At 32.0% G+C, this 14,199-nt stretch carries 14 protein-coding genes, 1 riboswitch and 1 other annotated feature; of the genes, 4 read left to right on the forward strand and 10 right to left on the reverse strand.

The window, feature by feature from the left end; translation table 11 throughout:
• Nucleotides 1–2 precede the first annotated feature (2 nt).
• Complete coding sequence (locus tag KA867_RS09075) at nt 3–98, forward strand: type I toxin-antitoxin system Fst family toxin (protein ID WP_107385129.1); 96 nt, start codon at nt 3–5, stop codon at nt 96–98.
• A gap of 155 nt (nt 99–253) precedes the next feature.
• On the opposite strand, the gene KA867_RS09080 is transcribed toward KA867_RS09075, so the two are convergent.
• The 3 genes from KA867_RS09080 to KA867_RS09090 form a co-directional block, all read right to left on the reverse strand.
• Nucleotides 254–565, reverse strand: coding sequence for a rhodanese-like domain-containing protein (locus KA867_RS09080; RefSeq protein ID WP_019467829.1), 312 nt, complete (start codon nt 563–565; stop codon nt 254–256).
• Between the two features lie 21 nt (nt 566–586).
• Complete coding sequence (gene leuS, locus KA867_RS09085) at nt 587–3,001, reverse strand: leucine--tRNA ligase (protein WP_210137785.1); 2,415 nt, start codon at nt 2,999–3,001, stop codon at nt 587–589.
• Between the two features lie 48 nt (nt 3,002–3,049).
• Nucleotides 3,050–3,238, reverse strand: a binding site (T-box leader).
• Nucleotides 3,239–3,461: 223 nt separating this feature from the next.
• Nucleotides 3,462–4,631 (reverse strand): MDR family MFS transporter, encoded by a 1,170-nt coding sequence (locus KA867_RS09090; protein WP_210137786.1) that lies wholly within the window; start codon nt 4,629–4,631, stop codon nt 3,462–3,464.
• A 109-nt stretch (nt 4,632–4,740) separates the two neighbouring features.
• On the opposite strand from KA867_RS09090, the gene mnmL reads away from it, so the two are divergent.
• Nucleotides 4,741–5,694, forward strand: a complete 954-nt coding sequence (gene mnmL, locus KA867_RS09095; RefSeq protein WP_210137787.1) for a tRNA modification radical SAM protein MnmL/YtqA — start codon at nt 4,741–4,743, stop codon at nt 5,692–5,694.
• The gene (gene mnmM / locus KA867_RS09100) at nt 5,691–6,251 is read left to right on the forward strand and encodes a tRNA 5-(aminomethyl)-2-thiouridylate-methyltransferase MnmM (RefSeq protein ID WP_210137788.1); all 561 of its coding nucleotides are present in this window, start codon (nt 5,691–5,693) and stop codon (nt 6,249–6,251) included. The genes mnmL and mnmM overlap by 4 nt, the downstream gene beginning before the upstream one ends.
• A 118-nt stretch (nt 6,252–6,369) precedes the next feature.
• Here the strand turns inward: mnmM and KA867_RS09105 are convergent, their stop codons facing one another.
• From KA867_RS09105 to KA867_RS09115, 3 genes are all read right to left on the reverse strand, one after another.
• Nucleotides 6,370–6,771: a transcriptional regulator, SarA/Rot family gene (locus tag KA867_RS09105; RefSeq protein ID WP_210137789.1), complete on the reverse strand. Its 402-nt coding sequence runs from the start codon at nt 6,769–6,771 to the stop codon at nt 6,370–6,372.
• Nucleotides 6,772–6,919: 148 nt separating this feature from the next.
• On the reverse strand, nt 6,920–7,876 hold the full coding sequence (locus KA867_RS09110) for an L-lactate dehydrogenase (RefSeq protein ID WP_210137790.1): 957 nt from the start codon (nt 7,874–7,876) through the stop codon (nt 6,920–6,922).
• A 276-nt stretch (nt 7,877–8,152) separates the two neighbouring features.
• The gene (locus tag KA867_RS09115; RefSeq protein WP_210137791.1) at nt 8,153–8,977 is read right to left on the reverse strand and encodes an alpha/beta fold hydrolase; all 825 of its coding nucleotides are present in this window, start codon (nt 8,975–8,977) and stop codon (nt 8,153–8,155) included.
• A 266-nt stretch (nt 8,978–9,243) separates the two neighbouring features.
• Between KA867_RS09115 and KA867_RS09120 the strand changes: the two genes are divergently transcribed.
• Nucleotides 9,244–10,245: a proline dehydrogenase family protein gene (locus tag KA867_RS09120; protein ID WP_210137792.1), complete on the forward strand. Its 1,002-nt coding sequence runs from the start codon at nt 9,244–9,246 to the stop codon at nt 10,243–10,245.
• Nucleotides 10,246–10,519: 274 nt separating this feature from the next.
• On the opposite strand, the gene ribH is transcribed toward KA867_RS09120, so the two are convergent.
• From ribH to ribD, 4 genes are read right to left on the reverse strand one after another with little or no spacing between them, the layout of a single operon-like run.
• On the reverse strand, nt 10,520–10,978 hold the full coding sequence (gene ribH / locus KA867_RS09125; protein WP_210137793.1) for a 6,7-dimethyl-8-ribityllumazine synthase: 459 nt from the start codon (nt 10,976–10,978) through the stop codon (nt 10,520–10,522).
• Nucleotides 10,979–10,989: 11 nt separating this feature from the next.
• Entirely contained in the window at nt 10,990–12,168 is a 1,179-nt protein-coding gene (gene ribB / locus KA867_RS09130) for a 3,4-dihydroxy-2-butanone-4-phosphate synthase (protein WP_210137794.1), read from the reverse strand.
• Between the two features lie 10 nt (nt 12,169–12,178).
• Entirely contained in the window at nt 12,179–12,811 is a 633-nt protein-coding gene (ribE, locus tag KA867_RS09135) for a riboflavin synthase (protein WP_210137795.1), read from the reverse strand.
• Between the two features lie 6 nt (nt 12,812–12,817).
• Entirely contained in the window at nt 12,818–13,861 is a 1,044-nt protein-coding gene (gene ribD, locus KA867_RS09140; RefSeq protein ID WP_210137796.1) for a bifunctional diaminohydroxyphosphoribosylaminopyrimidine deaminase/5-amino-6-(5-phosphoribosylamino)uracil reductase RibD, read from the reverse strand.
• Between the two features lie 158 nt (nt 13,862–14,019).
• A riboswitch (FMN riboswitch) is annotated at nt 14,020–14,155 on the reverse strand.
• Nucleotides 14,156–14,199: the final 44 nt, after the last annotated feature.

Here is a 14,199-nt window from a genome sequence, read left to right on the forward strand (position 1 = left end):
TTGTGATTGATATCTTTGTTCATATTATGACTACTGTCATCAGTGGTTGTATCGTTACGTTATTTGCGTACTGGCTGCGCAATCGTAATGACAAGTAAATAGGCGACACTTAGCTAACACCAAAAAACCCCCTCACTACTCGCAATAGTGAGGGGGTTTGGTGTATCTGTATTGATATCTTTGTTAAATGTATTATAACACTATATTTGCATAAAATGCAAAATCATTGTCTTATTTTCACTCTATCTAAAGATTAAATACTTTTAATTTCTAAGCCTTCATCTCCCCATGCATCCATGCCACCTTCAACATTGACTGCATGAACGCCATTGCGTTCTAAATACTGAACGACTTGTGCACTTCTACCACCAACTTTACAAATGATATAATACGTATCTTCTGAATTGAAGTGATTTAAATTATCAGGGATTTTATCCATAGGTATCGTTTCCGCTTCTGGTATTACACCCATTGCTGTTTCTTCATCGGTTCTCACATCTACGATATGAATAGGATTAGAATTTAAAATTTTTGATTTCAATTCATCTATAGTAATAGTTTCCATAATATATACGCCCCTTTTATGTTATTTGGCAACAATATTAACAAGTTTTTGAGGTACCGCAATCACTTTTTTAATATCTTTGCCTTCTATTTCAGCTTTAATATTTTCGTTACCTAATGCTGCTGTTTCCATTTCTTCTTTTGAAATATCTTTAGAAACATTGATCTTAGCACGAACTTTGCCATTTACTTGAACGACAATTTCTACTTCATCATCGACTAATAATGTTTCATCATATGATGGCCAAGGTTGATAAGTAATTGTTTCTTCATGTCCTAAGCGCGCCCATAATTCTTCACCTATATGTGGTGCAATCGGTGCTAACATTTTAATAAACCCTTCAATATATGGTTTATAAATCTCATCAACTTTATAGCAATCATTAATGAAGACCATCAATTGACTAATTGCCGTATTGAAATTTAATGTTTCAAAGTCTTCCGAAACTTTTTTCACAGTTTGGTGGTAACTTTTATCTAAAGCTTTATTATTAGTATTGACTACTTTATCTGTGATTAAACCGTCTTCTGTAATTAAAAGTCTCCAAATTCTATCTAAGAAACGTCTTGAACCATCTAATCCTTTATCACTCCAAGCAATTGCAGCATCTAGAGGACCCATGAACATTTCATATAGTCTTAACGTGTCAGCACCATGCGATTTGATAATATCATCTGGATTGATAACATTACCTTTAGATTTACTCATTTTTTCATTACCTTCACCTAAAATCATACCTTGGTTAAATAATTTTTGGAATGGTTCTTTGGTAGGTACTACACCTAAATCATATAAGACTTTGTGCCAGAATCTAGCGTATAACAAGTGTAACACTGCATGTTCAACGCCACCAATATATAAATCTACAGGCAACCAATGTTTTAACTTTTCTGGGTCAGCTAACATCTGTTCATTATCTGGATCAATAAAGCGTAAATAATACCAACAACTACCTGCCCATTGTGGCATTGTATTTGTTTCACGACGACCTTTCATTCCAGTTTCTTTATCAACGACATTAACAAATGCATCTATATTAGCTAATGGTGATTCACCTGTACCTGAAGGCTTAATTTCGTCAGTTTCTGGTAAGAGTAATGGCAATTCATCTTCAGGAACAGTTGACATAGTCCCATCTTCCCAATGAATAACAGGGATAGGTTCGCCCCAATAACGTTGACGACTAAATAGCCAATCTCTCAATTTATAATTAACTTTTCTAGTTCCAGCATTGTTTTGTTCTAATAATGTAATTGCTTTTTCAATCGCTTCATTATTATATAGACCATTTAACTCTCCTGAATTAATATGAGGTCCATCGCCATCATAAGCTGCTTCAGATATGTCTCCACCTTCAATGATTTCCGTAATTGGTAAATCAAAAGTTTTTGCAAATTCATAGTCTCTTTGGTCTCCACTAGGGACAGCCATAACTGCTCCTGTACCATAAGAAGATAAGACATAATCTGCTATCCAAATTGGCGTTTTCTCACCAGATAAAGGATTAATTGCATATGATCCGGTAAAAACTCCAGATTTTTCTTTAGCTAGTCCAGTACGTTCTAAATCTGATTTCATCGCCGCTTCTTGTTGGTATTTCTCAACACTTTCTTGATGTTCTGATGTAGTGATTTTGTTAACGAGTTCATGTTCAGGGCTCAACACTAGGAATGTAGCACCATAAATAGTATCTGGACGTGTGGTAAACACTTCTATTTGATCATTAATATCTTCTACATTAAATGTTATAGATGCACCTTCTGAACGTCCAATCCAATTTCGTTGCATATCTTTTAAAGATTCAGGCCAATCTAAGTCATCTAAATCTTCAAGTAATCTGTCTGCATATTCAGTAATTCTAAGCACCCATTGTTTCATCGGTCTTCTATAAACAGGGTGTCCGCCACGTTCAGAAACACCGTCGACAACTTCTTCATTTGACAATACAGTACCTAAGGCAGGACACCAGTTCACTGCTACTTCATCTATATAAGCAAGACCCTTATTATATAATTGGATAAATATCCATTGTGTCCATTTATAATATTCTGGGTCTGTTGTATTAACTTCTCGATCCCAATCATAACTAAATCCCAACTCTTTAATTTGACGTTTAAACGTTTGGATATTTTGTTTCGTGAATTCACGAGGATCATTCCCTGTATCTAGCGCATATTGTTCAGCTGGTAAACCAAATGCGTCCCACCCCATAGGATGTAATACATTATACCCTTGCATACGTTTGTATCTTGAAATAATATCAGTAGCTGTATAACCCTCAGGATGTCCTACATGTAATCCTGCTCCAGATGGGTAAGGGAACATATCAAGTGCATAAAACTTTTTTTGGCCTAAATTATCTTCGGTTTTAAATGTTTTATAGTCTTCCCAATAATCTTGCCATTTTTTTTCAACTTCATTATGATTGTAATTCACTTCATTTCCTCCTGTTCAATAATAAAAAGACACCTCAAACTATTATATAATAGGGACGATTTTTCACCGCGGTACCACCCTGTTTCACTTAATGTGCGCTCATTTTAATTAATAGTAAGAGATGTCATTCATTCATTTTAAGTCCTGGTAAGTTCACTAGATGCTTTACGCTAAGTTCCACCAACCTTAGCTCTCTGTGGAAAAGCTTTCAAGTTACTACTCCTATACTCTTCTTATGATATTTGAAAAAGCCCTTTATTTCAAGTAGAAAGTTGATTTTAAGCTTCATCTTAATGCATATATAAATTTATTAAACTAATACGTAAAAATATTGTTAATTCAATAAGTATCACTTGCTAAATTAACAATATTTATCCTTTTTTCATATAACAACAATTATCTGGATTTAAAACTTAATTAAATCTACTATTGTTGACTACGATATTGACACATTTTTATGCTAAATATCTTTTGGTAATTTGTGGTCATAGAATGTTAAAAATATGAGTGATAAAACTAACAATGAAATCATGCTTAAAAACATAATTTGCATGTTAAACATATCAACAACTACGCCGCCAATAAGTGGCCCGAATGCTTTACCTACTGTCGCTGCAGAATTTACATAACCTTGAAATGAACCTTCTTTCCCATTAGGCGCAAGTTGATTTGCGATAGTTGGAACAGCTGGCCAAACAAACATTTCTCCCAATGTTAATATAATCATACCTACCATAAAGACAGAAAATTGTTCTGCAAAACTTGTGACAAAAAAAGATATGATAAAAATACCTATTCCAACATACATTTGATGTTTCAGATTACCTTTTAATAATCTGATTATCGGAATGATTAATGGTTGTGCTACTAATATCATGATACCATTGACAGTCCATAATAAACTGTATTGGCTCATAGAGATATTTAACTCTTGTGTAAATGAAGCTATTGTACTTTCCCATTGAATATAAGCAATCCAGCAAATACTAAACATAACGCATAACAATGTTAATGCGATGAATTGAGGTCTATAAGCTTTATCTAATAAACTCATGGCATCATTTGATTTTACTTTAACGTCCAATTTAATATTAAATTGACTAATTGCCACTATGCCAAATGCAATATACATGAGCAAATTAGCAATAAATATATAATTAAAGCTTAATTCCGCCACAAAACCACCAGAAGCTGCGCCAATCGCCACTCCTAGATTTTGAGCTAAATATATTGCATTAAAAGTTTGTCTGCCACCCTGTGGCCAAATTGCACCGGCTAGTGCATAAATTGCTGGTACAATCATGCCGCCACCAAAGCCAAGACAAACTAACCAAACTGCATACCATGGCCATCCGTGAAAAAAATTCAATAAAGTCGTACTACTTAAGCAGATCACTGTACCAATCATAATTGTCCGATAGCCACCCAATTTATCAAATAGATTACCACCTAGTAAATTTCCAATGACCATGCCAAATGAATTAATCATCAAAACTAACCCTGCCATAGTTAAACTTTTATCTAATTCTTCATTCATGTATATTGTATTTAATGGCCATAAAAAACTTGAGCCTGTGATATTTAATGCCATACCAATCACCAACCACCACACTGATTTTGGCATATTCATAACCATAAGCTCCTTTCTTTTTTTAAATTTCTGTTTTTACTCTAAACACTATATCATTAAAATATGTTAAAATCTTTAACTAGAATGAATTTAGAAAGGAAAATGTTATATGGGACAATTCTTCCCTTACGCATTCGAGAATAAACGATATCATACTTGGAATTATCATTTAAAAAATAAATTTGGACAAAAAATCTTTAAAGTTGCAATTGACGGAGGATTTGATTGTCCAAATAGAGATGGCACAGTTGCACATGGCGGCTGTACATTTTGTTCTGCAGCAGGAAGTGGAGATTTTGCAGGAAATCGTGTAGATCCGATAGATGTTCAATTTCAACAAATCAAAGATAGAATGCATGAAAAATGGCATGAAGGTCAGTATATTGCTTATTTCCAAGCATTTACTAATACACATGCACCAGTTGAAGTATTAAGAGAAAAATACGAAACTGCATTAAAAGAACCTGGCGTTGTCGGATTATCTATTGGAACGCGTCCTGATTGCTTACCGGATGATGTTGTAGAATATTTAGCTGAATTAAATGAACGTACTTATTTATGGGTTGAATTAGGTCTACAGACAGTACACCAAAAAACTTCAGATTTAATCAATCGTGCACATGACATGAAAACGTATTATGAAGGAGTGGCCAAGCTACGTAAACATAATATAAATGTCTGTACACATATTATAAATGGGCTTCCTGAAGAAGATTATGACATGATGATGGAAACAGCTAAAGAAGTAGCACAAATGGACGTCCAAGGTATTAAAATACACTTGTTGCATCTCCTTAAAGGTACACCAATGGTAAAACAATACGAAAAAGGTATGCTAGAATTCATGTCACAAGATGATTATACAAAATTAGTTTGTGATCAGCTAGAAATTTTACCAAAAGAAATGATTGTCCATCGAATTACTGGTGACGGTCCGATTGACTTAATGGTTGGACCAATGTGGAGTGTCAACAAATGGGAAGTGCTTAATGAAATTGATGAGGAATTAGCACGAAGAAATTCTTATCAAGGAAAATACTATGAAACGACGGTTAAATCATGAAACTAGAACGTATTTTACCATTTTCCAAAACGCTACTACTACAACACATCAACAAGGATAGTATTGTTATTGATGCCACTTGTGGTAATGGTAATGATACCGAATTTCTAGCACAACAAGTACCAAATGGTAAAGTCTACGCTTTTGATATTCAAGAAATTGCAATTCAAAATACGAGCAACAAGACAGACGCATTTAAAAATGTACACTTAATTCAAGATAGTCATGCTAAAGTAAAGCAATATATACAAAGTAACGAAATTGGAAAAATTGATGCAGCCATTTTTAATTTGGGGTATTTACCTAAAGGTGACAAATCAATTGTAACAAATGCTAATAGCACATTAGCAGCGATAGACGAAATATTTGATATATTAACGACAGAAGGCATTATAGTACTAGTGATATATCATGGTCATGATGAAGGCAAAATCGAACGCGATGCATTATTAAATTATTTACAACATTTTGACCAAAACAAAGCACACATATTACAATATCAATTTATTAATCAAAAAAACAATGCACCATTTATTTGTGCAATTGAAAAAAGATAATATATATATTAAAAATGCATCTCCTTATAAGCGGAGATGCATTTTTATTTTAGTATAGATAGTGATTACCTATTACTATTTTGAGTCTAACTTATCATTTTGTAACTATAATTATTCCCTATAATTTTAAGATAGATGTAAGACTAGATTGTATAGTAGATGATTTTTCGTTTATTTCCGCTTTAAAACAATTTAAAAGTTCTTCCCTTTGATCTTTTAAATCCTCATTGAAATGTATAATTACTGTACGTTCGTCATTAACGGGTCTTTCTTTAATAATCCATGCTTTTTCAACTAAATCGTTATACGTTCTTGTACGTTTATATGATTTAATTTTCACATAATTATCCATTTCTTTAAGCGTCATTGATCCTTCTTCCCAAAGTGTTAAAAGAATTAATATTTCTTCTTTTGACATTTTATATTGTTTCTGTACTTTTCCAAAGATGTCTTCAATATCTTTAAGTACATGTTCCAATCTAAGGACACTATCTACCATATCAGCAATTGTCTTCCCCATAGAAATATCCCCCAATCATAATATAAAGTTAAACATGTAAAATTAATTTACCAAAAAATCATTCAAAGCAAAATTTATTCATATCAGAATAAATTTTGATATTTTCAATAAAATTAATCTTATATACAGTTTAAAATTAAATTATGAATTATGCAATTAGTTGTTTGATTTTATTTTGCATATCTTTCAAAATTATGGCAGAATTTTCAAACTTTTCACTTTCTTCACTATTTAATTGCGTTTCATATACTTTAATTGCACCATTTCTATTAATTAATGTTGGAACTCCAATATAAATATCATGTTGATTATATTCGCCTTCTAAGTAACTAGAAACTGGTAATACTACATTTTGGTTTTTTAAAATTGCTTGTGTTATACGAACCAAGCCCATTGCTATACCATAATAAGTTGCACCTTTTGATTGGATAATATCATATGCAGCATCTCTTGTGTTTGTAAATATTTCATCTATTCTATGTTCTTTATCAGGGTTATCTTTCAATGCATGGTATATTGGTTGACCAGCAATATTAGCTTGTGACCAAACCGCTAATTCAGAATCGCCATGTTCACCAATAATTTGTGCATCCACACTCCAAGGTGACACACCAAGTTCTTGTGCTAGTTCGTATTTAAATCGTGCAGTATCTAGTATCGTACCAGATCCAATAACTTGTGATTTTGGTAGACCTGAAACTTTTTGTGTTACATATGATAATACATCTACTGGATTAGTTGCTATAAGAAAAATACCATTAAATCCTGTGTTCATAATTTTTGTGACAATATCTTTAAATATGTTTGTGTTTTTTTCTACTAAATCTAATCTAGTTTCACCAGGCTTTTGGGCAGCTCCTGCAGTAATAACAATTAAATCAGCATTACCACAATCATGATAATTACCAGCTTTTACTTTAACAGGTGAATCACCATATGGTGCGCTATGATTTAAATCTGCAACATCGCCTTTAACTTTTGCTTCATCTAAATCAATAATCACTAATTCATCAGCTAAGCCTTGTGCAACTAATGCAAATGCATAACTTGATCCAACTGCTCCATCACCTATTAAAACTACTTTATTCCCTTTTTCAAATTTCATGTTCAATCGCTCCTTTTATTTCAAACTAAATATTCCTAAAATTAAATGTGATTTTTTTCACAATATAAATATAACAATTATTATTTTAAAAATCAATGTTTATTGTGATTTTTTTCACATTATTCTTATTAAAAAAAAAGAGTGTAAATAAATTCAACGTTAAATTACATTTATACACTCTTTTTATAAGCAATTATTTTGTCATAATTTGAATAAATTGTATTTTAGTGAAATTACTTGATTCCATAAAACGATATTCATTATTTATTAAATGAACTATGACAGTTCATTTTCATCATGTACAATAAAGCCAATGTTACTAGCACTATTATTAAGAAATGCTAGAATATAACGCATTACTTCATCTCTTTCAGGTTCATTATGTATTTCATGATTTAACCCTTTCCAGGCTTTAAAATACAGTTCTTCTGTTGCAATTTTTTCTTTAATCAAATACATCGTAGAAATATCTGAAACTTTATCTTCAAGTCCATACATTAATAATAAAGGAAGTGGTTTAATATCTTTTAAATGTGTAACGGTCTCTTTCATGATTTCTATGACTTGTTTATACCAATGATAAGTAACTTTCTGCAGCATCAGTTGATCCTCTTTTGCTTCTTCAATCACTTCTTCATTTCGTGTTAAATCTTCAATTGTAATACCTATTTTAAACCTTGTATCTTTTGTTAATTTCCCGACATTCGATACGATTTTATCTTTTCTTGTTTTATTACTCTTATTAAATTCTAACAATGGAGAAATCAACATTAGTCCTTCTATAGGCACATCCACTTTTTCAAGTAAATTTAAAATGATAAGCCCACCAAGGCCCACACCTAAAACATATGTCGGCAATTTATACTCATTAGCAATTCTAATCCACTCAAGGACATGCTCATGATATACTTCAAAGTTTGCTATTTGTCCTTTATTCGCACGCGTCGTTTGACCTTGACCAGGCAAATCACCCATGATTACATGATAACCATTTCTACGTAGCATTGTTATAACATATGCATACCTACCTGTATGTTCGAGCATGTTATGGGCAATTACAATGACACCCTTAGCTTCATTTTCTGTTTCCCATTTCCACATATTCCATACTTCCCCTTCTACAATAATTTCAATAACTACATTGTATCAAAATATGATGTACTTTTTCCATTTTTAACGTATAAATATTACCGTTATATGTTACTTAAACGTTATCTTTAATGTTATATCTAAAGCGTGAGTCAATGTTATCGTGTAGTATATAATATTTAGTGTAATAAATTTTATTGTAAACGATTTCATTACCATTCGATTCATGCTACACTATTATTGAAAGAATAGCTATTAGCAGAATGGGAGGAATTAATATGCCAATTGTGAAAAATTTTTTTATAGGATTATCTAACAATCCTTTTTTAAATAAAACAGCTAAGGAAATAGGACCTATGTTCGGCGCTAAAAAAGTAGTCGCAGGGAATACTATTCCAGAATTAGTTGACACAATTGAACGTTTAAATAACAAAGGAATTACTGTCACAGTAGATTGTCTCGGTGAATTTGTTTTAAATGAAGGTGAAGCAATACAATCAAAAGATCAAATATTAGAAGTGATGTATGCTATCTACAATCATAATTTAGATGGTCACATGTCTATCAAAATCAGCCAATTAGGTTCTGAATTTGACCTTGATCTTGCTTATCGCAATTTACGTGAAATATTACTTAAAGCTAATGAATTTGGTAATATGCATATTAATATAGACACTGAAAAATATGATAGCTTATTTGATATTACTCAAGTTTTAGACCGATTAAAAGGCGAATTTAAAAATGTGGGAACTGTTATACAAGGATATCTATATAAAGCGGATGCACTCGTTGATAAATATCCAGAATTACGATTACGTATGGTTAAAGGTGCATACAAAGAAAATGAAAACATCGCTTATCAAACTAAAGAAGAAATTGACGATAATTACATACGCTTAATTAAAAAGCGACTGTTAAATGCGAAAAATGTTACTTCTATTGCTACACATGATGATGCTATCATTACACATATTAAACAATTCATTAAAGACAACAATATTGAAAAGGATAGCTATGAATTTCAAATGCTATATGGTTTCCGCTCAGAATTAGCAGAATCATTAGCGAGAGAAGGCAACCATTTCTGTATCTATGTGCCATATGGTGATGATTGGTTTAGTTATTTTATGAGAAGATTAGCAGAGCGTCCTCAAAATTTAAATCTGATGTTTTTAGAACTTATGAAACCTGAAGTGTTGAAAAAAGCAGGGATAGTAGTTGGTGCATTATCAACTATTGGAGCAATTAGTGCATTGTTATACAAAAAATTTAAAAACTAACAAACTTTCAAATTAAAAAGTATGTAATTAAAATCGTTTTAAACATTATTTTAGAGAAATGAAATGTAACACCAAAACTGTGAATGAAAGATTAAAAACACGTACTAAGTAAATCATATCCACAGGTATGCAAGAACAAAAACATAAAATATTAAGCTAAAAGAGAGCTTACCCATAAAGGTAAGCTCTCTTATTTTGAGCATTAATAATGTTATTTTACACTATGTCATACTTTTAAATTTTTAAATTGTATGATTTCTATAACAACTCAATATTAAATTTCTTTCAATAAATTCGCCATTTCTATAGCACTTACTGCCGCTTCAGAACCTTTATTGCCTGCTTTTGTACCTGCACGTTCTACAGCTTGCTCGATATTCTCAGTAGTTAAAATTCCAAAAATAACTGGTGTATCCGAAACATCATTCGCTTTTGAAACACCCTTTGCCACTTCATTACATACATAATCATAATGTGATGTTGAACCTCTTATCACACATCCTAAAGTAATCACTGCATCATAATCACTTTTTTGAGCTAATTTTTTAGCTATTAATGGAATTTCAAAAGCACCAGGAACATATGCAACATCAATATTTTCTGCTGGTACTTCATGTCTAACTAAGGTATCTTTAGCACCGTCTAACAAACGATTCGTAATGAAATCGTTAAATCTACTTACTACAATCGCTACTTTTAAGTCTGATCCTATTAATTTACCTTCAAAATTCATGTTTTTTCCTCCTATATTAAATGACCCATTTTCTCTTTTTTTGTTTGCATATACGCGTGATTATATTGATTTGTAGGTATTACTAATTCAATTCTTTTAGCAATATCAATACCGTAATTTTCTAAACTTCCAAATTTTTTAGGATTATTACTTAATAAATTTACACGTTTGATACCTAAATATTTTAAAATTTCTGCAGCATATCGATACTCTCTCAAGTCTTCATCAAAACCGAGCGCAATATTTGCTGTAACAGTATCATAACCTTGTTCTATCAGTTCATAGGCTCTTAATTTATTAATTAAACCGATTCCTCTGCCTTCTTGTGGCAAATAAAGGATAACGCCTCCATGTTCATTAATATATTCCATAGATGCAGCAAGCTGTTCACCGCAATCACATCTTTGACTATGGAATATATCTCCAGTTAAACAAGCAGAATGTATGCGTACATTCTCTGTTTCATTAATTTCACCTTTCGCGATTGCTACAATTTCCTCGTTATCATTCGTTCTAAAACCATACATGTCAAAATCGCCAAATTCAGTAGGCATCTTTATTTTCGCTTTGGCTTCAATAGATGAAATCGATTGCTTTCTATATTTTTCTAAATCTTCGATAGATATCATTACCAAATTATGTTTACTTTTAAATGCTTCTAAATCGTCACCTTTCGCCATTGTGCCATCGTCATTCATTATTTCACAAATGAGTGCTGCAGGTTTTGCACCTGTTAGTTTAGCTAAATCGACAGAGGCTTCAGTATGCCCACGTCTAGTCAACACACCATCATCCTGAGCTATTAATGGAAATAGATGACCTGGCTTATTAAAATCTTCAGCTGTTGTACGATTATCGATTAATGCCTTCGCAGTGAGCATTCTTTCATCTGCACTGATACCTGTCGTTGTTTTGACATGATCGATACTTACAGTAAATTGAGTACCATAAACATCTGAATTATGATTAACCATTGAATGAAGTTCTAAATCTTCAGCTATTTTTTTACTAATAGGTGCACAAATTAATCCTCTACCATATTTAGCCATAAAATTAACTGTATCATCATACATCCATTCTGTAACTGCTACTAAATCGCCTTCATTTTCTCTATTTTCATCATCTACTACAATGATACTTTTACCTTCTTTAAGTGATTCAAGTGCTAATTCTATACTGTCTAATTGCATTTTACCCCTCCTAGAATCCAAAAGCGCTTAGTTTTTCTAAACTTAAACCTTTTTCACTATTGCCAACTATTTTTTCCACATATTTAAACAACATGTCTGCCTCAATATGTACAGGGTCTCCTACACGTTTTTGATTTAAAATAGTTGATCTTCTTGTTTCTGGTATAAGATGAATATCAAATTCTGTATCTCTTAATTGAAACACTGTCAAACTTACGCCATCTACAGTGATTGAACCTTGTTGTACCATTTGATTTATAATAGAAGTAGATGGTTTAATTGTTACAATTTTAGAATTATCTGAGTTTTGTATTCTAGTGACTCTAGCTACTTCGTCTGTGTGACCAAGTACAAAATGGCCACCAAATCTTCCCGAACCACTCATTGCTCGTTCTAAATTTACCTCAGTAGCTTGATTTAATTGATTCAGATAGGTTTTATTTTCAGTGCCTTTGATCACTTGAACTGAAAATGACTGATTATCAAATTGTATTACAGTTAAACATACTCCGTTTACACTTATAGAATCACCAATATGCATGTCAGATAAAATTGTCTTACAATCAATTGTTAAATTAACAACGGATTGTTGTGTTGTAACTTTTTTTATAGTACCTATTTCTTCGACAATACCAGTAAACATAATTATTCACTTCTTTCGCAATTCTAATTTAATATTTTGCTCAAGCATTTTGGAATTTACAATTTCAAATTGAGGTACGTCTGATAAATTAAATACATTTTCTGTTTTGAAAAATTGATAATCACCAGAACCACCTATTATTTTCGGGGCATAATATAAGATGAGTTCATTCGTATAGTTAGATTGAAGAAATTCTGAAGTAATCGTAGGGCCTGCTTCAACCAGCGCACTTCCTATCCCATATTGATATAACTGTTTTAAAATATTTTCAATCGTGCAATTCGAACAATATATAATTTCTATATTTGAATCTTTACTTTTTAAATTTTTATTTTCTGTAAAAATCCATATTGGTGTCATCGGTTGTTTAAATATGTCTAAGGTAAAATCTACCTGCCCAGATTTTGAAAGTATCACACGTATCGGTTGCTTACCTTCTTCAATCCTAGTAGTATATTGCGGATTGTCTGCATTTAAAGTGCCAGTACCAGTGATAACTGCATCATGTTTATGTCTGAGCATAAATACATCTTGTTTAACGGTTTTGTTAGTAATCCATTTACTTTCACCATAATCAGTAGCTTGTTTACCATCTAAACTACAAGAGACTTTCACAGTAACTTCAGGGACGCCTTGTCGTTTAGTAATAAAAAAGTCTTTGTACAATGCTTCAGCTTCTGGTTTATGACGAAACTCAACTTTTATCCCAGCATTGTGCAAAATTTCGTCACCTTTAGTCGATAATGTCGTATCTTTTACAGCATAAACGACTTTTGAAATACCAAATTCAATAATTTTGTTTACACATGGTGGTGTTGAACCATAATGTGAGCAAGGTTCTAAAGATATATAAATTGTTGCTCCATTTGCAGCTTCTTTAGCCATATCTAAAGCTTGCACTTCAGCATGTTTATCACCTTTTCGTAAATGTGCACCGATTCCAACGATTCTACCTTGATTTACTACAACTGCACCTACTGGTGGATTTACACCTGTCTGGCCATCAACCATTTGTGCCAATTGGATTGCATAGTTTAAATATTGACTCATATAATCACCTCTTAATAATAAAAAAACACCTGAAATTGATTTCAGGTGTGGGATGTATTTAGATATAACATAATTTACTTGAATTTGAATACACTTCTCCAATTTTCAGAAAAATGTACGCTAAATAAACACTAATAAAAGTGCTTTTTTGTTATACTTCATTCTTTCTCCCATCCAGACTATACTGTCGGCTCTAGAATTTCACTAGATCAGCCACATTTGTCTAAAAACAAATGCAGGTCGCAGGCTTAATTTACTGCCGGTTGGGAATTTCACCCTGCCCCGAAAGAATATTTATGAAATTGTAATTGATGATTGAGTCAAGTAACTTTTGGAAG

This window comes from Staphylococcus sp. GDH8C109P, from assembly GCF_017893405.1.
In the GTDB taxonomy this organism is placed as follows: Bacteria; Bacillota; Bacilli; order Staphylococcales; family Staphylococcaceae; genus Staphylococcus; species Staphylococcus cohnii.

Excerpts from the sequence above, each read along its gene's own strand:
- KA867_RS09080 (WP_019467829.1), bottom strand. The coding sequence starts at position 565 with ATGGAAACTATTACTATAGATGAATTGAAATCAAAAATTTTAAATTCT.
- KA867_RS09090 (WP_210137786.1), bottom strand. The coding sequence starts at position 4,631 with ATGAATATGCCAAAATCAGTGTGGTGGTTGGTGATTGGTATGGCATTA.
- mnmL (WP_210137787.1), top strand. The coding sequence starts at position 4,741 with ATGGGACAATTCTTCCCTTACGCATTCGAGAATAAACGATATCATACT.
- mnmM (WP_210137788.1), top strand. The coding sequence starts at position 5,691 with ATGAAACTAGAACGTATTTTACCATTTTCCAAAACGCTACTACTACAA.
- KA867_RS09105 (WP_210137789.1), bottom strand. The coding sequence starts at position 6,771 with ATGGGGAAGACAATTGCTGATATGGTAGATAGTGTCCTTAGATTGGAA.
- KA867_RS09110 (WP_210137790.1), bottom strand. The coding sequence starts at position 7,876 with ATGAAATTTGAAAAAGGGAATAAAGTAGTTTTAATAGGTGATGGAGCA.
- KA867_RS09115 (WP_210137791.1), bottom strand. The coding sequence starts at position 8,977 with ATGTGGAAATGGGAAACAGAAAATGAAGCTAAGGGTGTCATTGTAATT.
- KA867_RS09120 (WP_210137792.1), top strand. The coding sequence starts at position 9,244 with ATGCCAATTGTGAAAAATTTTTTTATAGGATTATCTAACAATCCTTTT.
- ribH (WP_210137793.1), bottom strand. The coding sequence starts at position 10,978 with ATGAATTTTGAAGGTAAATTAATAGGATCAGACTTAAAAGTAGCGATT.
- ribB (WP_210137794.1), bottom strand. The coding sequence starts at position 12,168 with ATGCAATTAGACAGTATAGAATTAGCACTTGAATCACTTAAAGAAGGT.
- ribE (WP_210137795.1), bottom strand. The coding sequence starts at position 12,811 with ATGTTTACTGGTATTGTCGAAGAAATAGGTACTATAAAAAAAGTTACA.
- ribD (WP_210137796.1), bottom strand. The coding sequence starts at position 13,861 with ATGAGTCAATATTTAAACTATGCAATCCAATTGGCACAAATGGTTGAT.